Annotated in this window: 16 protein-coding genes; 12 read left to right on the top strand and 4 right to left on the bottom strand. The window is 64.9% G+C overall.

Features of this window, described 5'->3' with window-relative positions:
- The first annotated feature begins 18 nt into the window (after positions 1 to 18).
- From ACFWJ8_RS04445 to ACFWJ8_RS04420, 6 genes are all read left to right on the top strand, one after another.
- Positions 19 to 990, top strand: a complete 972-nt coding sequence (locus ACFWJ8_RS04445; RefSeq protein WP_378809410.1) for a LacI family DNA-binding transcriptional regulator — start codon at positions 19 to 21, stop codon at positions 988 to 990.
- 109 nt (positions 991 to 1,099) lie between these two features.
- The gene (locus tag ACFWJ8_RS04440) at positions 1,100 to 2,056 is read left to right on the top strand and encodes a carbohydrate ABC transporter permease (protein WP_378809409.1); all 957 of its coding nucleotides are present in this window, start codon (positions 1,100 to 1,102) and stop codon (positions 2,054 to 2,056) included.
- The gene (locus ACFWJ8_RS04435; RefSeq protein ID WP_378809408.1) at positions 2,056 to 2,871 is read left to right on the top strand and encodes a carbohydrate ABC transporter permease; all 816 of its coding nucleotides are present in this window, start codon (positions 2,056 to 2,058) and stop codon (positions 2,869 to 2,871) included. The genes ACFWJ8_RS04440 and ACFWJ8_RS04435 overlap by 1 nt, the downstream gene beginning before the upstream one ends.
- On the top strand, positions 2,868 to 4,202 hold the full coding sequence (locus ACFWJ8_RS04430) for an extracellular solute-binding protein (RefSeq protein ID WP_378809407.1): 1,335 nt from the start codon (positions 2,868 to 2,870) through the stop codon (positions 4,200 to 4,202). The genes ACFWJ8_RS04435 and ACFWJ8_RS04430 overlap by 4 nt, the downstream gene beginning before the upstream one ends.
- A complete protein-coding gene (locus tag ACFWJ8_RS04425; protein WP_378809406.1) occupies positions 4,199 to 4,882 on the top strand; it encodes a 2'-5' RNA ligase family protein in 684 nt (227 codons plus the stop codon). The genes ACFWJ8_RS04430 and ACFWJ8_RS04425 overlap by 4 nt, the downstream gene beginning before the upstream one ends.
- A gap of 165 nt (positions 4,883 to 5,047) precedes the next feature.
- Positions 5,048 to 5,509: a hypothetical protein gene (locus ACFWJ8_RS04420; RefSeq protein WP_378809405.1), complete on the top strand. Its 462-nt coding sequence runs from the start codon at positions 5,048 to 5,050 to the stop codon at positions 5,507 to 5,509.
- Between the two features lie 389 nt (positions 5,510 to 5,898).
- Here the strand turns inward: ACFWJ8_RS04420 and ACFWJ8_RS04415 are convergent, their stop codons facing one another.
- The 3 genes from ACFWJ8_RS04415 to ACFWJ8_RS04405 form a co-directional block, all read right to left on the bottom strand.
- The gene (locus ACFWJ8_RS04415) at positions 5,899 to 6,165 is read right to left on the bottom strand and encodes a hypothetical protein (RefSeq protein WP_378809404.1); all 267 of its coding nucleotides are present in this window, start codon (positions 6,163 to 6,165) and stop codon (positions 5,899 to 5,901) included.
- A gap of 290 nt (positions 6,166 to 6,455) precedes the next feature.
- Positions 6,456 to 6,911 carry a DUF86 domain-containing protein gene (locus ACFWJ8_RS04410; protein ID WP_378809403.1) on the bottom strand — a complete coding sequence of 152 codons (456 nt, stop codon included), beginning with the start codon at positions 6,909 to 6,911 and terminating at the stop codon, positions 6,456 to 6,458.
- Positions 6,908 to 7,183, bottom strand: a complete 276-nt coding sequence (locus ACFWJ8_RS04405; protein WP_378809401.1) for a hypothetical protein — start codon at positions 7,181 to 7,183, stop codon at positions 6,908 to 6,910. Before ACFWJ8_RS04405 ends, ACFWJ8_RS04410 begins: the two co-directional genes overlap by 4 nt.
- A gap of 355 nt (positions 7,184 to 7,538) precedes the next feature.
- Here ACFWJ8_RS04405 and ACFWJ8_RS04400 point away from each other — a divergent pair, with 355 nt between their 5' ends.
- The 4 genes from ACFWJ8_RS04400 to ACFWJ8_RS04385 all read left to right on the top strand — a co-directional run bounded on the left by ACFWJ8_RS04400 (position 7,539) and on the right by ACFWJ8_RS04385 (position 16,237).
- Positions 7,539 to 10,118: a LuxR C-terminal-related transcriptional regulator gene (locus ACFWJ8_RS04400; protein WP_378809399.1), complete on the top strand. Its 2,580-nt coding sequence runs from the start codon at positions 7,539 to 7,541 to the stop codon at positions 10,116 to 10,118.
- 351 nt (positions 10,119 to 10,469) lie between these two features.
- Positions 10,470 to 14,546: a DUF5979 domain-containing protein gene (locus ACFWJ8_RS04395; RefSeq protein WP_378809398.1), complete on the top strand. Its 4,077-nt coding sequence runs from the start codon at positions 10,470 to 10,472 to the stop codon at positions 14,544 to 14,546.
- Between the two features lie 255 nt (positions 14,547 to 14,801).
- Positions 14,802 to 15,320, top strand: a complete 519-nt coding sequence (locus ACFWJ8_RS04390; protein WP_378809396.1) for a hypothetical protein — start codon at positions 14,802 to 14,804, stop codon at positions 15,318 to 15,320.
- A complete protein-coding gene (locus ACFWJ8_RS04385) occupies positions 15,317 to 16,237 on the top strand; it encodes a hypothetical protein (RefSeq protein WP_378809394.1) in 921 nt (306 codons plus the stop codon). The genes ACFWJ8_RS04390 and ACFWJ8_RS04385 overlap by 4 nt, the downstream gene beginning before the upstream one ends.
- Before the next feature lie 222 nt (positions 16,238 to 16,459).
- Here ACFWJ8_RS04385 and ACFWJ8_RS04380 read toward each other — a convergent pair whose 3' ends face one another.
- Positions 16,460 to 17,104 carry a DUF5067 domain-containing protein gene (locus tag ACFWJ8_RS04380; RefSeq protein WP_378809392.1) on the bottom strand — a complete coding sequence of 215 codons (645 nt, stop codon included), beginning with the start codon at positions 17,102 to 17,104 and terminating at the stop codon, positions 16,460 to 16,462.
- 220 nt (positions 17,105 to 17,324) lie between these two features.
- Between ACFWJ8_RS04380 and ACFWJ8_RS04375 the strand changes: the two genes are divergently transcribed.
- Entirely contained in the window at positions 17,325 to 18,155 is an 831-nt protein-coding gene (locus tag ACFWJ8_RS04375; RefSeq protein WP_378809391.1) for a hypothetical protein, read from the top strand.
- A gap of 43 nt (positions 18,156 to 18,198) precedes the next feature.
- A complete protein-coding gene (locus ACFWJ8_RS04370) occupies positions 18,199 to 18,390 on the top strand; it encodes a hypothetical protein (protein WP_378809388.1) in 192 nt (63 codons plus the stop codon).
- Positions 18,391 to 19,880 lie beyond the last annotated feature (1,490 nt).

The following is a 19,880-nucleotide window of genomic DNA, read 5'->3' as shown; positions in this document are numbered from 1 at the left end:
CGCCCGAAGGAGGAGCCGATGGCTCGCAAGGCGGACCGACTGCCGACGATCATCGACATCGCCCGCGCCACGGGGCTGTCGAAATCGGTGGTCTCGCGCGCACTCAACGGCGAGCCTGGAGTAAGCCCTGAGAGCCGGGAGATCGTCACCGAGACTGCGAGTCAGATGGGCTACGTGACGAACGCCATCGCGCGGAAGATGCGCACGCAGGGGGTCGACACAGTCGGCGTGCTTGTCCGCGATCCGGCGAGCGTGTTCTACGGCGCGTTGCTCGGGGCGCTGCAGTCCGCGGCAGCCGCGCGAGGCGTCCGCCTGCTGACAATGACGGGTTCTGGCAAGCCGGACCTCGAGGAGGAGCGCTCCGCGCTGAGGTCGCTACTCACTCTGCGCGTTGATGGCCTCCTAGTGTGCAGCGGACTCCTGCCGGCGTCCGATCTGTATCCGTTCGCGGATCGCGTGCCCACCGTCGTTGTCGGGCGCAGCGAATGGGACACCCGCATCAGCAGCGTCTGCTGCGACGACGAGGATGGCGCCCGCCAGATCGTCGACTACGTAATCGAAGCCGGGTTCACTCAGATCGTCGTGCCGATCCCTCCCGCGGCCACCGCACCAAGCCTCCACGTTCGAGGAAACCTCCTGGCCGCCGCAGCACAGACACGCGGACTGCACCCGCACCTGATGCCGTCAGACTCTCCCCAGCAGTTCGCCAACCAGTTCGCCGGCCGAGACTCCGGTCCAATCGCCCTACTTGCCCCGAACGACCACTGGGCCGTCAGAATCCGCGAGGAGCTCGGCGACAGGGCGGGGCGGCTTGTGACGGGGTACGACGGTGTCGGCATCTTCACCACGCCGCTCCTGCACCTCACAACGATCGTTCAACCCATCGACGCGATCGCAGCATCCGCCCTCGATCTGGTGGTCGACATCCTGACGAAGGAACGATCCGCCGAGCACTTGAGCCTCGCAGGGTCCCTGCGAGTTGCCACCTAACGTTTGACAGCCGTTCGCCCCTGTGTCATTCTCGAAATAGGGAACGTTCCCTATGCTGAGTGCTCACGGAAGTGCACTCCCCTGGAACTCGCTCAACGAAGGCAAACCCATGACGCAGACAACGCGAACCCTGGTGCTCGCTCCGAATTGGGAACGTTCCCGATCCACGCGATCAGAATTCTCTCACCGCACGCGTCGCACGCCCGCTTGGTGGGCCGTCCTTCTCCTCCTGCCGGCGCTGGCCTTCTTCATCGTGTTCGACTACTACCCGCTCGGCCGCGTGGTCGGGCTGTCATTCCAGTCCACCGATCTGTTCGGTCGGCCGTCGGGATTCATCGGCATCGAGAACTACATCGACATGTTCTCCTCCCCACAGTTCCTCAGCACGCTGGGCGTCACCTTCGCGTTCGCGATCGGGTCGGTGATCGCGAAGATCATCCTGGGACTGGCGATCGCACTCCCAATGTCGACGAGCGCTCGCGCCGGCTGGCTTGCCCGCCCCGTGGTGCTCATCCCGATGGCAATCTCCGTGGCTGTCGCCGGTCTGGTCTTTCGCGCAATGTTCCAGCCTGGCTTCGGGCTCGCCGACCAGATCCTTGCCGCGGTGGGAATTCCCAGCCCGGGATGGCTCACGAACCCGAACTTCGCGTTGGTCAGCGTGATCATCGTCGACACCTGGGTCGGCATCGGCTTCACCGTGCTGATCCTTCTCGCAGGTCTCGCGTCCATCCCTCAGGAGATCCGCGAAGCCGCCGCCCTCGACGGCGCGGGAGCATGGCGCACCGGCGTGTCAATCGTGATCCCGCTGATCAGCTCATCCGTGCTGTTCCTCGTGATCTACCACACTGTCGGCGCGCTTCGAGAGTTCACCGTGATCAACGTGCTGACCCAGGGCGGCCCCGCAGACGCGACGCGAACGCTCGTCATCGACATATGGAACCTCGCGTTCGGCGCTAGCGGCGGCAACTTCGGCCAGGCGTCCGCCCGCGCGATCGTACTGCTCGTCATCGTCGGGGTCGTCAGCTTTATCCAGTTCCGCGTCAGCAATCGAAAGGTCCACTACTGATGTCCCGGATCGCCCGCTACCTGACGCCGATCTACCTGACCGTCGTCGTGCTCATCATCGCGTTCCCGATCCTCTACGCGTACATCGGCGCGTTCCGGCCCGCTGGGGCACTCAGCGGAGGACTGGATGGGCTGATCCCCACCTCATTCACGCTCGACAACTTCGCCCGCGCACTCAACCGCGCACCGCTTTTCCTGCAACTCGGTAACAGCGTGATCGTGACAATCGCACAAACCGCACTGCAGGTAGTCACCGGCATCTTCGCTGCCTATGCACTGGTGTTCGGGAATCTGCGCTTCAGCAAGCTCATCTTCGGGGTGTTCCTCATCTCGATGATGATCCCGGGTGAGACCACCATGATCGCGAACTACCTGACCGTTCGGTCCATCGGCCTTTACGACACCCTCGTCGCCGTGTTTCTGCCGTTCGGCGCGTCGGCGGTGACCATCTTCCTGTTCTACCAAGCGTTCCGGAGCTTCCCGGTGGAGATCCACGAAGCGGCGGTCCTGGACGCGGTCGGACCAATGCGGTTCCTGTGGTCGTTCCTCGTGCCGCTGTCGCGACCGACGCTTGCCGCGGCCACCATCACTTGCGCGATCGCCGCGTGGAACGGCTACCTCTGGCCGCTGCTCATCACGGACACGCCCGAAAAGCGCACCGTGCAGGCCGGAATCTCCCAGATGGCCGACTCTGTGGGGCCGGACATCGGTGCCCTCCTCGCCGGATCTGCACTCGTCAGTCTCCCGATGATCATCGTCGTGATCATCGGCCAATCCGCCCTCACCCGGGGGCTCACCGAAGGAGCAAGCAAATGAAGTCGACACGGCTAGCCGTCACATCGACGGTCCTCACGCTGGCGACCGCGGCCGTCCTGACCGGCTGCAGCGCCGGCGGCAGCACCCCGACCAAGACCGCAGGCCCCGTCACGCTCACCTTCTGGCACTCCGCCGAGGGCGCGACCGCGGAGACCCTCGACGCAATCGTCAAGGACTTCAACGAGTCCAACGATGACCAGATCACCATCGAGGCGACCTACCAGGGGAAGTACGACGACACCGTCGCCAAGCTGTCCGCCTCCGTGCAGGCAGGCGACCTCCCCGACCTGGTCCAGATCAACGACGTCAACACCGCCTTCATGGTCGATAGCGGGCTTGTCGCCCCTGCAGAGCAGCTCGTGGCCGATGCCGGCGTCAGCTATAGCTTCGACGCGCTGGTACCCGCCGTCGCGAACTACTACACGGTGAACGACACCATCTACTCCATGCCTTTCCAGGCCTCTCAGCCCGCCGTCTTCGTCCGCGATGACGTGCTCGCTGCGACCGGCGAAACCGCGGACACTTTCCCCACCACCGTCGACGGCCTCGCGGAGTGGGCCGAAAGAGCCAAGGCCGCGACCGGCAAAGCCGGGCTGACCTTCCACCTCAACCCCTGGTGGTTCGAAGAACTCACCGCCGGCGCCGGGATCGAGTACTGCACCCCTGACAACGGACGCGGCGGAGACCCGGCCGACGCATTTACGACCGCCGACGATGCGCAGATCGACCAGTGGACCACCCTGCAGGGACTGTTCGCAGATGGCGCCGCGCTGAACATCGGGACTGACTTCGCAGCCGGCGTGAACGCCCTCGCTGCCGGCGAAGCGGGCGCATTCTTTTCTTCTTCGGGCGCGCTCGGCACCGTCACCTCCGCGATGACCACCGACTGGTCAGTCGTGCCGTTCCCCACCGACAGCAAGAAGGGTGGGGTCGCGCCAGGCGGGAACAGCGTGTTCGCGATCAACGAGAGCCTCGACTCTGATGATAAGAAGGCTGCGGCCGCTGAGTTCCTCGCCTACCTTGGCAGCGACGACGTCCAGGAACAGATCTTCACCGCGACCGGGTTCCTCCCCACAACGGAGCCGGCACTGGAAGCGGTCAAGCCGGAGGCAGACCCCCGGCAAACTGCCCTCCTCGACCAGCTCGCCAACACCCCCGATACCGTTCCGGCGGCCGGGTGCCTGAGCGGCGCGCTGCAGGCCGTGCGCGGCGAACTCACACCGGCGATCGAGAAGATCGTTCAGGGCGCTGACGTCGCCAGCACGCTCGGTGCAGTTCAGGATGCCGCCACGGATCTGGTCGCCGACTACAACGAACGTGCAGGCAAATGAGCCGACCGAACGTCAACGTCGGTTCACTCGACGACCGGCCACGCCCGGACTCGGAGTACCGGTACGGCATCTTCATTCGCCCACCGGCTGAGGTCGCGCTACCCACGCTCGAGCTGATGCGAACAGTGCGGGATCTGTTCGGCTTCCATGCGGCCATGGCGTACCCACCACACATCACCCTGATCGGATCCATCGTGCTCGATGGCACCGAGGATGCACTGATCCGGACGATCGACGGCGCGCTTGCGAATCGCAGAGCGATACCAGTGCACGGTTGCGGGCTGAATGCTCAGATCGGGGCCGCAGTCGGGATCGACTACAACTGCCTGCCGAACGGGGAGCTCAATACACAGCTCGCAGACCTGTACGACGACCTTCGTGAAACGACACAAGCGCTTCGCGGCTACGAGCCCACCGACCGGAAGGCTGACGCAAGACGCAACAAGGAAGCACGGGAGCACTTTCGCGCGCACCTGACCGTGCTTGGTCACGACGGCATCGACAACTCCTACCTGCGGAGCGAGGCACGGGACTTTCTGGAGCCGCTGACCCCGACCGTGGCGGCCGACTGGACCGCGCGGACGATCACGCTCTATCGATTCTGGTCCGCCGCCTGGGACGACAAGTATTGGCTGTCTCAGGAGTGGCTTCCGCTCAGGAGCTGGACGCTGGCTGAATAGCGCGGTTCGGGTGGTGTGCGGGCACACCCGCACACCACCCGAACCGTTTCCACTGCCAGCATGATCCATGCGCGGCGCCCACGACGTCACTGGTCTGCGCATGCGCAACGCATGCGCAGACCAGCCTGATATCGTTTCGTCGTCACCGAAAACAAGGAGGCCAGAGTGGGCGTCAGTGGGAACCCAGCAAAACGCGCGGAGCGGAACAGCAAAAAGGGCATCGCGATCCACCACGTGATGAAAGCTGACGAGGACTTCGACGACACCGCTGACATGCTCTTTCAGCTGGTTCGGACGGCGGAGGCTAACCACCCCGGCAAGCCCCGCTACCTGTATCTGGATGTCGACGGTCACCGGAACAGCAGCGGTGGCTTCGATCATGACGCGCTGGAGATCATCAAGGAGTACATCCTCGGGTTCCTCGCTCCCTACTTGACTGAGGTCCACAATCCGTTCGGACACTTCAGGCCCTCTCGGGCTCAGCGAAACGACCTGCCTGAGAGGATCACTGTCCTCACCACTGACGATGAGCGTCGTAGCGAGACGATGAGGGCCGCGGTCGCGGCGGGTCTCGAGGTGTACGACTCCAATGTCGGCAGCGAGCGACACCCAGTCGAGGAAGAGTGAGCATGGCTTCTCTCCGGCAACTGCCGTCAGGGGCGTTCCAAGCATCAGTCCTGCTCGATAGCGGCAAGCGCACTACCCACACCGCAGCAACCCTCGAGGATGCCGACGCGTGGGCGGCTGAGGTAGAAGCAAAACGGGACGCGGAACGGGAATCGCGTCGCGATCGCGATGCGGAACAGTCCATCGCCTTGTACATCAGCGCGCTCGAGGAGTACGCGCGTCGTGGGCTACTTACGAGTAGGCATCGGGCTGAGCTACTGAAAATCGCGCGCGGTTAGCCACCGCCATCGGCCGTCCTATCCGCAGCCGCACCGACAGTTCGGTTCAGAGACCACCGTCCCGCCGGGTCCGGAATGATGGCTCTGCAAACCTCTGCCGGAAACAGCTCCTCAGCCGTGGATGCCGCGGTTGAGGCTCGGCCGTTGGTCGTCAGCCGGCGGCTCCAGGTAGAAGCGGCTCCAGCCGAGGTAGGTTTCCCCAGACTCGTTGATTTCGGACACCATCCGGATCAGTTGGTCCGCGTCGGCGTTGTACAGGTACGGCGAGTCGTTAGCAAAGCGCTGGAGGTCGACTGGCGCGACGGCGCCGCTGAACGCAATGTGCCGGCGGTGGTAGTTGTTGCCGTGGTGGAGCACCTCGGTCAGCGTTCCGGGCACGAGGCGAAGCGATTCGCGCCGTTCACGGGCTTCCGCGCGGTCAGCGGCGTGGAGCAATGAGGCCGTCTGCTTCAGTGGAGTTCATTTTCGTAGGGTCTCTCGTGGGGGCCGAATGGGACCTCTCCCCTATGCGCGAAGTCCCGGACAAGCAACTGCAGTCTGAGCACCCAGCGGCTGCCCGCATCCCGTCACGCGCAAGTCGTCGCGTCGGGACCAGGGTGATGCCGTGCGCGGTGGGCCCGGCACGTGGGGCCGTCACCGCGTTCTGCTCGTTCGAGCTAACTGACGACCTACCCGTCTGCGGTCATTCTCCCCATCACCTTGTCGTGAACATCTTGATGCGCCATGGCGCTGCGCTTTGTCGACACCGCGATGGTCTGCCAGAGGATGTGGTTGTTGACCTCGAACTTGTGCGCGAGGTAGTGGCGGGTCTCGATGGCTCTGTCGTACTCGGGGCCAGGGTGACGCGCAACAAACTGGCGTCCTAGGTTGTTTGCCTGCTCACCGAGCCGCACGAGTGCGCCGATTGCGGCGAGCGGGAGGAGCGAGTCGATGACAAAGAAGGCATCCGAGCCAGCTTTGCGAATCCGCTCGATGTCTCCGTACGCCTCCGTGATGTTGGCCAGCGTCTCCGCGATTTCCTTCTCAGTGGGTTGATCCCTCGTCGGGCCCAGCCGCACCTCGGGCGCGGAGTGCGGCGTTGGAGCGTACTTCCCCGAGGCCCGCTCCCGTGGCTGCGAGCTCACAGTTCCACCGCGTCCGTCGACAGCCTTAGCGCAAGGCCCGTCCCAGTGATGACTAGCTCGACAGGCTCTCCCGCGACTCGCGACACCAGCTCTTCGGCCGCATAGAGGTCTGCGACGTCCACGTGCGCATCCGCCGATGCGACCAAGCGCAGCGTGCGCACGTCGTCGGAGGCTGGTACGAGAATTTCCGTCAGACCCAGTTCGCGAAGTCCGCGGAGGAGATCCGTCCGGCGAGCCCGGAGAACGTCGATGAGGTCGGCATGTGATTCCATACCTTCGCTATGCGCGGTCACGCGCAACGGGTTGACCACATCGCTAGTGCCGCTGAACCGGCTTCAGCTCACGCACGGCACCGCGTGTGGTCGCCTGCGGCTAGCCCAGGGCTTCGCGCTTGCGACGCGTCTTCTATCTGCCGCAATACGTCGCCGCGGAGCGGCCTACACCACCCCAGCTGTATGCGGGGTACATCGCGGAATGCGCCGCGTCCGCCGTTCGCGTCATGAAACAGCCGTTGATGCGTCGTGCATTGTCGAGGCGCAACGCCGTCCCACTGGCTTCCCCCTCTGTAACGGTCAACTACCTGGCGTGCGTCAGTAGGGGAAGCTGGGGTGGGGTGATTACGGAGTGATGAGTTTCAGCACGGTAGATGGCGTGGTCCGCCGGGAACGCCTGTCGAACATTCTGAGCTCGCCGCTGGTACGGGCGTGCATTGTGCAGGGGCCTAGCGGGAGCGGGAAGACGACCCTGTTGCGCAGCTGGGCGACGCTGGACCACTCGGGGACGATGGTGTGGGTTTCGCTAGCCAGCGGGATCGCCTCGAGGCAGACGTTCTGGCAGCACGTAGCGAGCACGCTGGCACGCGCAGGCGAGCTGCCCCCAGATGTCGCGGTACGTGTGAAGGAGCAGCTCGCGGCGTGCGTCGATCCGGTGCAGATCGCCACGGGGCTGCTTCGCGGCCAGGGTGAGGTCACGCTCGTGCTCGAAGCCTACGAGCACCTTGCGGGCGCCATCCCTCAGGTCGACGGTGACCTCCGTCGGCTGCTGTCAGCGGCCCCTGAGCTGCGCCTGGTGGTCGCGACGCGAGCGAACACCAGCCTGGTCGAGTACGACCCTCCGGACGGCCGCGCTGTCCGCGTGGTGACCAGCCCAGAGTTGGCGCTCACCGTCGACGAAGTTCAGGCACTGCTCGCCGAACTAGCCGGCATCGATGATCCCGAGGTGGCAGCGTCCGTGGTCGCCGCGACTGGCGGGTTCGCGTTGACGGTGCGGGCGGTGGTCCTTGCGATGGCGCAGCTGGGCGGCATCCCCCGCCTGGACTCCATCGAATGGGACTCTGTCGTCACCGCGCGGATGGAGTCTTTGCTGCCCGATGCTGAGGCCATAGCGTTCGTGACAGACACCAGCGTCCCGCCATACTTCGACGTCGATGTCGCCAGCCGACTCAGCGGGCACCCTGACGTGGAGCGGATCCTGGCAGTGCTGGAACACAACGGTTTCGGACGATGGATCCCGTATACGGGAGCTCGCCCCTTCTTCCAGTACGTAGACAGTGTGCGGGACGCGTTCCGCGCACGTGCAACCACACAGCAGGATCGATTCCAACGCCTTTGCGTGCTCAGCGCCGAATGGTTGTTGGCTCAGGACGAGATCGACCAGGCCCTGCAGTTGGCGATCGAAGCCGAGGATTACGCATTCGCCGATCGCATCTTCGTATCCCTGGTGATTCAGAACCCCGACAGTTACATCACCGACCGGTTCCTGCCGACCCTTCAAGGCGTGCCCGAAGCGGTCCTCCACGAGCATCCGGTGCTGGCGTTCGGGCTGGGCCTGGCGCTGGACGCAAACCCTCTGCTGCGCCACGACGCGCCTCGAGCATTCCGCATCGTGGTCGAGTCGTCCGCCTCCCCGTCGTACCTCTCACCCGAGCTCGATGCTTTCTCCCTCATGGCGATGAGGGCGGTCGCATCTCGCATCGCGTTCGACTTCCACGGCTCAGCAGCGATGGCACAGTCGGCGTTGGCGCTGTTGGAAGCGGTTCCGGCAGATATCGTTGCTGAGCACGGTGAGCATGTCGGAACAACCCTGCGTCAGCTGAGCTTCAGCTTGCTTCAGGCGGGTCACATTGACGATGCCGTCGCGACCGCGTCCCGATCGGTGTCCGCATGCACCTCGCAGACAACCCGGAACTATTCGGTCGTGTATGCGGCCGGCGCGAGCGCGTTTGCCGGTGACATGGGGCGCGCCCAGGCATTCCTGGCATCCGTCGATCCGGCAGCGTGGCCCGAGGGCATGCGCCGCTCCTACTTGAGCGCATTAGCCGTGGTGACAGAGGGGTATCGGCTCCTTGACGCGATGGATCCGCAGGGCGCAGCTGACGTGCTGCTGGAGACGGACGCGTACACCCCGACGAGCGAGTTCTGGCCCTACTTCACCGCGATCTCGCTGTCTGCGCGCGTCGCCCTCGGGCAAGGTGTCGCTGAGGCGGAGCGGGTCGCAGCCGAACTCGCTGGGCCCACGCCGCCCGGCGTGGGCGACAACGTCTCCACCGACCACCTCCACGCAGTTCTGGCGCGTGCATTCCTGCTCGCCGGTGACCGCCGGACCGCGGGGAGGGTCCTCGACGGCTGCTCGCCGGAGCGCGCTCAGCTCGCGGCGGCGCGAATCGCTCGCCTCATCGCGGACGACCAGGGCCCGGCGGCCCTGGCCCTCGCGAGATCGGCGTTGGATCTTGCTGATCACACGCCACGCACGAAGGCGGATACCCGCGCCGTCAGCGCTGTCGCCGCGCTGCGTTGTGGTGACCCGGAGCTGGCCTGGGCCTGGCTCAACGCGGCAGTGTCCACCTGGGAGACTCTGGGGCCACGCGCGCACGTGGCGATGCTCGGCTCCGCAGATCGTCTACTCCTGCAGGAGCTGGCGACCCTGAAGGGGTCGCGGGCCGCCACCGCCTACCTGGATGTCCCCCTGAACACCGCGCCCCCGCCTAACGTCGCACCCAACCCGCTCACCTCCCGCGAACTGGTCGTCATACGCGCCGTGGACACTCACGAGAGCGTCCGGGAGGTCGCGAAGGCACTGGTCGTATCCCCGCACACGATCAAGTCACAGTTGCAGTCCATCTACCGCAAGCTGCAGGTGTCTTCCCGGCATGCAGCGGTCGCCGTCGCGCGCGAACGTGGGCTGCTCGACGTCCACCCGGATCGCTAAGCAACGCCTCCTGGTCAGTCATCCCGATTTCGCCCCGGGTTAGTCCTGGGATGAAACCTTCCCGCGAGCGTATGAAACCGGGGTAGTTCCCCGATCTGCCTGGCGCGACTGGGTCAGAGTCGAGAGTACGCGCGGACACGCGGGCCATCCAGCAGGCCGCTTCTTCGTGCGTCGCGGCGCTCGGGGGGAGTGTCGCCGAAGCCGTCAGCGTGCGCTTCAGCGTGTCGCTGACCTCGCCCAGAGGAGAGACCCGTGTCTTCGACCCGACCACTGGTGAACCGATCGCTGCGCGGCGCGCTACATCGAGCAACCGCTGTCATCGCGACCATCGGCCTAACCGTCGTCGCACTTGTGACCGTACCCGCCGCGGCGAACGCTGCACCCAACGCGAGCATCGCCGTCGGCAACGTGACGATAGTTCCGGCGGACGCACAGGCGACCGTGGGCGACACGCTCACCGTGTCGGGTGAGTGGGATGCGACGACCGCGAACCCGCAGGCCGGAGACACGTTCACCATCGGGTTGCCGCCTGAGCTCTCGTTCCCGCAGCCCGTGCCGTTCCCTCTGATGGGTGCGGACGCACAGGGTGACCCGGTGGTCTGGGGCACCTGCCTCACCGACCCGGGCTCCGGGACCGCGACATGTGAGCTCACCGATGCGGTGACGGCGGCACCTGAGCTGGTCCGGGGGACGTGGGCGTTCGAGGTCGAGGCGACGAAGGCGACCACGGCGGAGTCGGTCGTGTTCGATCTGAACGGAGACCCGGTGCCGGTTCCTCTGCCCGGTGGCGGGGGGATCGACGACGGTATCGAGCTTCCTGGTGAGGTGTCCAAGTCGGGTGTGATGAACCAGAACAACTGGTCGATGGCGTGGACGGTCGACATCCCCGGCGCCAACATGGCCGGGCAGAGCTCCGTGACCCTGCGCGACACACTGGGGGCCGGACATCAGTTGTGCAGCCCGACCGGGTTGAAGGTGGAGACGGTGCGCGGTTCCACCGTTGCAGACGTCACCAACTTGGTCACTTCCGCACCGAACCCGGGAGCAACGGACTTCACGCTCGTGCTCACCGCCCCGCAGACAGGATTTGACCCGAACGTCACCTACCGGGTCACCTACCAAACCTGCACCCCGGACGGACAGATCGACCCCGAAGGCACCACGTACGACAACTCGGCGCAGGTTGAAGGCTGGGGTGAGGCCGGTGTCGGCATCGGACACGTCCAGAACCTGCCGTGGCAGCAGTCACTGACCAAGGCCGGCAACGTTCTCGGCGGCACCGAACGCAACGGGAAGATCGCCTGGACGGTCACCGTCCCCGGAAGCCAATTCCTCGGCAAAGATGAGTTCACGCTCACAGAGACGCTGGGAGCCGGACATGAGATCTGCTCCGACACGACCAGCGGCCTGACCATCACCGAACGCTACGGCCCCAGCAACCAGCTGCAGAAGAACATCACCGGGCTGCTCACCGCGACCACCGTGTCGTCCTCGTCGCACAGCTTCCAGCTCCGGTTCGCCATCGATGACCCGCAGTTCGCGTTCAAGGACTCCGACTACCGGTATGTCATCACGTACACCACGTGCGTCACCTCGAAGGACCTTCCTGCGGGCGGCACCGCGTACGCGAACACGGTTGACGTGGACGGCAAGATCGCCACGAACCAGGCGGCTGTCCCGGATCGTCAGCAGGGCAAGGGCGGCCGAATCAACACCTCGACAGTCACCATCGACGGTGTTCAGCACATGCCGCAGACCACGCTGGGCTGGACCGTCACCATTCCCGGTCAGATGATCGAGGACGTCCAGGATGTCCTCACCCTCATCGACACCTTCTCCGCGACGCAGACGGTGTGCACCGCCGGCGACCCGAGCGCGGGCCTCGCAGCGCGGCTGAATCTGCACGTTGAAGCCCGGGACCAGATTCAGAACGGCGGCCTGACCACCGTCGACCTGAGCGACCTCACGCAGCCGGCCGTGACCGGCAACGAGCTGACCCTCGAGATCGAAGCCACCGACCTCCCCATCCCCACCGGGACCAGCGACGGATTCACCCGCGAATACCAGTACGTCATCACGTACACCACGTGCACCGCCAGCGGTGGCATGGACGCACCCGGCACCACCTACGGCAACACGATCGCCGGATCCGGCATCCACTTCGAGACGACCACCACGCAGAACAACAGCGCGAGCGGCACCGGTCAGGGCGTGACCCGCGGCTCAGTGTCCATCGACAAGGTCCTTGCCGACACCCCCGGTGCCGAGCTGATCCCCGATGACACCACCTTCACGGTGCACTTGAAGGAGATCGATCCAACCGGCACCGCGCGAAACGAATACGACCTGCAGGTCCCCCTCAACGGCGCCCCGGTCAGCGGTCTCAATGCCCGCGGGACCGGATGGACCGTCGAACTGACCGAACCGGCATTCCCGACCATCCCTGGGGTCACCTTCGGATCCCCCGTATTCGCTGAGGGACCGGGAGTGTCCGTGAGCGAGGATGGCTCCACCGCGACCGCGTCGATCGACCCGGGCATCAACGTGTCCGTGACGCTCGCCAACACGGCGATGCTCGGCTCGATCAGCATCGTCAAGGCGCTCGACGGGCCCGCTGCGGACCTCGTCGACCCGGAACGCGTGTACCAGGTCACCGCACAGATCGACACCACCGGCCTCGGCAGCAACGTGCCGGCCCAGCCAGCCCGAAAGGTCGATGTCACTGCCGGCGTGCCCGTCGTCCTCGAGGACCTCCCGGTCGGCTCGACCGTGACGTTCACCGAAGCGCGCCCCGCCGATGACGACACCTTTACCTGGGCGGAACCGGTCTTCAGCCCGGCATCCGTTGTCGTCGGTGCGGAGCACACGACCGAGCCGGCAACCGTGACACTCACCAACAGCGTGTCCCGGACCACCGGGACCTTCACGCTGACCAAGACTGTCACCGGCGACCAGGCAGACAACCCATCCGTCCCCGACAACGTCACAGTCACCGCCAGTTGGAACGAGACCGGCCTTCCTGAGTCCGCGACGTTCTCCGTCCCCACAGACGGGACGCCGGTCCCGTTCGACCGAGATCTGCTGATCGGCACGCAGGTCACCCTCACCGAAACTCCCCTCACCAACGAATCCCGCATCAGCTGGGGCGCGCCCGTATGGTCCGGCCCCGGCGTCGCCGTCGACGGGACGTCTGCAATCGTGACGATCGGCCGCAACGCGGGCGCCACCGTCAACCTTGAGAACCACGCCACGACATCGACCGCCGGGATCACCCTGATCAAGGGCATCGCTGGTGAAGCGGCCGGCGAGGTGGAGTCGTCGACCGAGTTCCCTGTCACCGCGACGTGGACCGACAGCACCGGTTCAGTCCAGTCACGCCACCTGACGATCAACGCGGTCGAACCGACGCCGCTCGGAGTGCCGCTGCCCGCCGGCACCATCGTCACCATCACCGAGGGGACCCGCCCCGGAATCGACACGGTCATCTGGGGGTCGATCACTATCTCCGGCGACCACGTCGGTGACAACGGCGACGGCTCCGCCACTGTGACCGCATCCGACATGCAGGACGACGTCACCCTCATCACCGTGACCAACGAGGCGACCTGGGCTCCCGGTACGTTCTCGCTCACCAAGCACGTCGCGGGAGTGCAGGCAGACCACGCCGATATCCCCGAGACCGTCACGGTGCTCGCCTCCTGGACCGAGGGCGGCCCGCAGTCCGCTGAGATCTCGGTGCCCACCAACGGCAAAGCTGTCACCTTCTCGCAGCAGCTCCCGCACGGGATCCAGGTGACCCTGTCCGAGGTCGCTCCGGGGAACACGCCTCAGTTCGGCTGGGCCTCCCCCACCTGGGGTGGCGACAACGTCACAGCACACGAAGACGGCACGGCGAGCGTCACCATCGGCGCCGCCACGACCGCCGAGGTGGAACTCACTAACACCGCTCTCGCGTCCGTGGGCTCCCTGACGATCACCAAGTCGGTGACCGGAACGGGCGCTGCTCTCTCCAAGTCCACCGTCTTCCCGGTCACTCTGACGTGGACGGACCTACTCGGCGACCAGCAGACCCGCACCGTCGACCTCATCGCGGGTACCCCCGTGACCATCGACGGCCTCCCCGTCGCCACCGAAGTCCACCTCCAGGAGCACGCCGGCGAGCTCGCCGACAGCGTCCGATGGGCCGCAGCTCACTGGTTGACCAAGAGCGAGGACGCTGAACTGACGACGGAGACCGGATCGGCTTTCGCAACCATCACACTGACGGAAGCGACGGCGGAGCTCGCGCTGGAGAACACGCTCATCGTCGCTGCGGGTCTCGCCGCGACCGGGGCCGAGCTCACCCTCGTGTGGGGCCTCACCGGCGCGGCTGTGGTCGCCCTGCTCGCTGGAGCGCTCGTCTTCCGAGCCCGCCGCCGCATGTCATAACCGCGTGGCGGTGGTGGATGGATCCCGCATCCACCACCGTCACTCCCACCACCACGCACAACTTCGAAGCAAGCCTGCAGTCCCCAGACTGTGCGGGTCCATCCGTACGCAACACGACTTCATTGTTCGGTTGCCCGCCTGCGCCGGCGAGAAGCTTGCCGTCGCAACCTAGATTGGAGGGTTTGCAGCGGTGTCGCGCATAGACGTCGCGACGGAACGTGCGACAGTGCGGCAATCGGCTCGATCCTTGCCTCGATGACCTTCGAGGCGCTTCAGCAGAGAACCCCGAGACGACGAACGGATACCGCGGAACAGGAGATGATGCGACGGTCACACCCCCGCGTCCAGCGCGATGCCCTGCGTCGAGTCACCACGCCGAACATCGCCGTCAGCGCTACTGTGGGGCTACAGGAGACGATGGGGACACTCGTGAATGATGAGACGCGAAGCGTGGACCACGACAGGCGCTTCGAACTGACGACATCGCTTAGTTTTCCGATGCTGGCGCCGAGCCTGTTGGACGAGCTTGCCGCGAAGCTCGATGACGCTGTCTTCGAGGAGACTGGCGAGGTCCCCGCCGCAACCGCGTACTTCGTTGCCGTCGATCACGAGACCGCCGAGATCACCATCGGACTGCGGTTCGAGGGCATGGACGCTCGATACATCACCGAGACCGCGTCCGAAATGCTTGAGGCAGCTCTCACACGGTTGTCCGGGCAGGACGGCCCACGACTGACACCTGTTCGTGAGGACTCGATGCTCGTTCCGGCATGAGTTCCGATGAGCGGGCGATCCGCGTACGCACGTGGATGTGGCGCGCCTTCAAGTGGTGGGCGCCGCAGACATTCGTCACCCTGGGCACCATCTCGTCCCTGGTTTGGGGTGTCTATGGCGAGAAGGCAGTCTGGGCCTTCTGGGTGGCCGTCGTTCTCCTCATCGCCGCCGTCATCGCCCAGTTGGCACTGCAGCGCCCGACATACATGAAGCTGTCGGCAGACTACGACCAGTTGAAAGAGAGCACGGACGCCGAACGGGAGAACCTGAAGGCCGACAGTGCCGCCAAAGCCAATGCGCTGGGGCAGGCAATGCAGGTGCTGCTACGAAACTTGGCCGAGCACTGCAACGCGGATGCCAATAATGACCGCGTCTCCGTCTATTACTTCTACGACGACCGGTTCGTGATGCTGTCCCGCTACAGCCTTCATCCGGATTACAAGCGCGCCGCACGTAAGGAGTACCCGACAAACCAGGGTGCCATTGGGGAGGCTTGGTCCGTCGGTTCCGCGGTAATCACCCTTCCCAAAACCCGCGCGAACTGGGAGCGGAGTCTGGTGAGCAAGTACGGGTACTCGAGGGCGGAAGCCCAGGCGCTCCGAATGCACAGCACCAGCATCGCAGCGCGACGCGTGGAGGTTGACCACAACGCAGTAGGCGTCATCGTTTTCGAGTCGACCGACGAAGACACCGTCACACAGCAAACACTGGACTTCGTAGACGACTCCAAGATCTATGCAGCGCTTGCTGAGATGATCTCCTCCGCGGCAATGCACACACCCCGGGGAATGCAGCTATCGCATCCCGTAACCCCGCCGGAAACTCGCAGCGGTGGGGGTAACTGGAAGCCGTCGAAGCGCCCGGCCATCATGGTTCCGCTCACCGAGATGGCCACGCGGACGACCACTCCGTTCTAACCCTCGTGTGCTCGGCCCGGGTCACCCGATTGCGGCCACTGTCCACAACATGGGGACCACCGTGACTGCGATGCCCGCCAGATTCCACTTCTGCCGATCTTCGACGGACGGATCGCTCGCTCTGGTTTAGACGGCCTTCAGCACCGCGGCGGGCCGTAAACCGCTCCAAACGAAGAACCCCTGACGCCAAGGGCATCAGGGGTTCTACGTGGCGGCTGTCCGTTACTGCAGCTGGAAGGTCGCTGAGCCGACTTCGGTCATGCCGAAATCGATCGACGCGACAAGTTCGACCGGAGTCGTGGTGTCCGTGAGCGTGTACGCCACCGCGTTCGAGACCGTGCCACCTTCCTTGATCTTCTCGATCTGAGAGTCGAGGAACGCCTGGTCAGGCAGCGAGGCGATGTTGAGCTCGTTCTCAGCGTTCGGATCGTTGTCCTGGTAAGCCGTGAACGACGAGATCCACGCCGTAGTCGGGTCGAGGTCTTCGCCCGAGACGTTCGTGGTGTCGTACCAGAACGCGATCACCGGGGCGTCACCGTACTCGTTTCCTGCCTCGCCCACAGCGATCGTCTTCACGGCGGTGATCTTGATAACCAGATCCGGGGTTGTGAGGGTCTGGTTCTCGAAGGTCGCGTCTGCGGACGTGTCCTTCGCCGGCGCGTCGACGGCGATGGTCTCCCCCGTGTTCGGTGCCGAGCTCTCCGGGGCGGCGCTACTGCAGCCGACGAGAGTAAAGGCGGCGACTGCGATCGTCGCGATGCCGAGAGCGAGCTTGCCGTTGGTATGCATGTAAACCCCCACAAAGAAAATGCCGCCCCATCGGCGGCATTTCGATGCTATCGGCACGTTCAGGGGCGCCAGCGCCACATGACGGCGGACATCAACCGCCGAGACCGCGCGTTGTCAGGCTTGCGAACGAGGGATGTGAAGCGCACACCGGGACGGGCGTAGTAGACCAAAGATCAGGTTGCTGCCCGGAGCACGTCGAACTACCTCAGCTGGGCCGCTTTTCGCGTACCTACGCGACTGACCCTCCCGCGATTTGCATCGGAGAGAGGCACTTCTGACGCCAAGATAGTGTGACGACTTGCGCCGTGCGCGCGAGCGCAAGCACATCCCTGGGGGTTCACTAGTGCCGGTCATAACGACCCATGTAGCAAAACCTGAAGTCGATCGCGAGCCGGTCGAGTTTCGTGCGTTCGCGGACACCAAACCGGCTATGCGCGCAGAAGAGGCTCTCGCTCACGTCAACGCGGCGATCGACATGCTCGCGCTCGGTTGTCTGGCCGCTACAGGACTCCTCACCTTCCAGCCGCGGCCCACAGCGCCTGCTGCCGATCGGCAGGTTCACCTCGCGTCACCACCTGCTCACTACTTCATCGTTGCGGGACCCAACGCGGCACTGTCGGCCGCACGCGAGGAACTTCTCGTCGTTCGATCATTGAGTTACTCGAATCCTCTCGACGTCGTTGCCTCCGCGAAGGTCGGCAAGAGCGCCGCAAAATCGATAGTCGCCTTCCTCGACTACTTCAACGTTGCCAAAGCGCGAAAGAAGCTGGCTGAAGAGGAAGCCTCCAAGGCCGAATTGGAGCGCATCGTGAGCGACGTCACTCTGGAGGTGTCTGTCCAAGAGAAGTACGTGATGCTGGAGCGACTCATGCTCGAAAACACCGCGAAGCAACTTCAAAATGCGATCGCGGCCGAAGAGTTGGAGCAACGGCGAATCGAGAACGAAGAGCGACGCTTTCAGCTGGCACAGCGAATTACGGCCGCTCAGATGCTCACGCGAAACCGCGGATATGACGTGCCTCTTTGGCGTGACGATGAGGCGCTTGAGTTCGCCGATAACGTCCGACTTACAGCGTCTGTGGAGATCGCGGACAGGATGCACCTCGCTACGCGCCTTGAGGTCGACTGACCGCGCCCGTTCGGTCGCCGAGGCTCCGACTATTGTCAAGACCATGGACGCGATCGACGACGGGGCGCAGCCGCGCTGCCCGGAGGATGGCATCGTCATGCGCGACATCGAGGGCGGTTGGCAGTGCCCCCAGTGCCAGCACGTGATTGCGCCCGTGGTCAAGATTTCGATGCCACCCGCCTTCCGGGGGCCGACGATCCACGACGGGCACCCGGGGGATAGCGAATACGTCTAGATGCCGTGAGGCTGGAAGGGCGCATGGACTTCCGTCGCTTTGCCTCTGTCGGAGCCTCGGAGCCTCGGAGCCGCGGAGGTCTCGGAGATCTATCGGCCGAGGAGTTCTGCGATCACCTCGCTATCGAGTTGCGGGTAGACGATCCTGACGGCGTCAAGAAGCTTCGGGGTCCTCGGCCGCGGCGTCCAGGTGCGGGGGCAGCATCCCTTGCATGTTCTGAGAGACACGCCTCATCTCGTTGGCCAGTTTTGCGTCGGACAGTTGTCGCTCAAGGTCGTTCGCAGGCCAATCTTTGAGCTCAGCGAAGAGAACAGTGCCGGCGCGCAGGGTCTGCACCGGCCGCCCGAGCTCCCGGGCGGCACCACGGGCGGCCTGGCGCCACTCCTACGCGTACTCTTCGTCGCTGCTGCTGTGCTGGCACCAGCCCTGGCGTCTCAGATCAGCCCGTATGTCGTCTTGGAGCGTCATGCCTGCACCGTAGCGCAACCGTGATGCGCCGCCGCCCTGCGGGCGATGCGGTGCTCCAAGGACGACGGCAGGCCGTCAGTGTGCACGGGGCCGCCTGCGACCCCGCGTGATCGCTCGGCCCGCCCAGCCGAGCGCGAGCATGCCAGCAAGCATCAGCCCGACTTGGTTCCACGCCCCCGGGTTTGCCTGGTACATAGCCACGAACTGGCCCGGTACACCCAGGATCGCGGTGATGAAGATCCCCACAAGATCAATCTGATTCCCCATGGCCGGAGCGTACTGAGAGCCACCGACACCCGGATGTAGCGGGGCCGAGCGTTATCCGCGACGCCGTGCTGGTAGGCGAACTGCGATGGATGCACACACCAGAACGGCGCCGACTGTTAGCGCAAAGGTGGTTCGCGCACCGCTCACCGTTGCCCCGAACACGTCCAGCCATTCCTCGCTGGCAGCACCTATCCCAGTGCCCTGAACAGACAGCGTGAGAGCAATAAGCACTACGCCTGCGGACAACCCGATTCTCTGCCAACGCCACCCAAGAAGGACGCCCACCCCCGCAATCAGCGCGAGCCCGAGGCGCGCCCCGATCCGCACCGGGCCAATCCCGAATGCCGCGGGCGAGGACAGAGCGCCGGCGAGGTAGAGCGTCAGGAGCGCAACCGCGAAGCCCAGGAGCACCTGAGTGACCGCGACCCCCACACTGCCTCGTGCTTTCGCATCCGTCGTCTCGGGCATTCCCCGACGCTAACAGGGCCGGCGCGGCGTGATTCCAGTGGAGATCAGTGGAGTTGCACCAGCCACTCGAGTGCGAACACTTCATCCGAACGGATGAAATCTGACGACCGAATACCTCGTCTGCGCGCGTGGTGAGGTGCTTGCACGCCTGCGTTGGCGTCGTTCGAGACCGACCAGTCGGGTGATACGGCGCCGGCGTCGATCAATACCCGAGTGAGGTTGTTTCGGGAGGCTGGCGAGGACCAGGCGCAGCAGGAACCGAGCGCGGAGAGCAGCGCGGCGCGCCT

It is taken from the genome of Microbacterium sp. NPDC058389 (assembly GCF_042722305.1).
Taxonomy (GTDB): domain Bacteria; phylum Actinomycetota; class Actinomycetes; order Actinomycetales; family Microbacteriaceae; genus Microbacterium.
The sequence above is the reverse complement of the archived record's forward strand: the minus strand, read 5'-3'. Positions and strand labels throughout refer to the sequence as shown.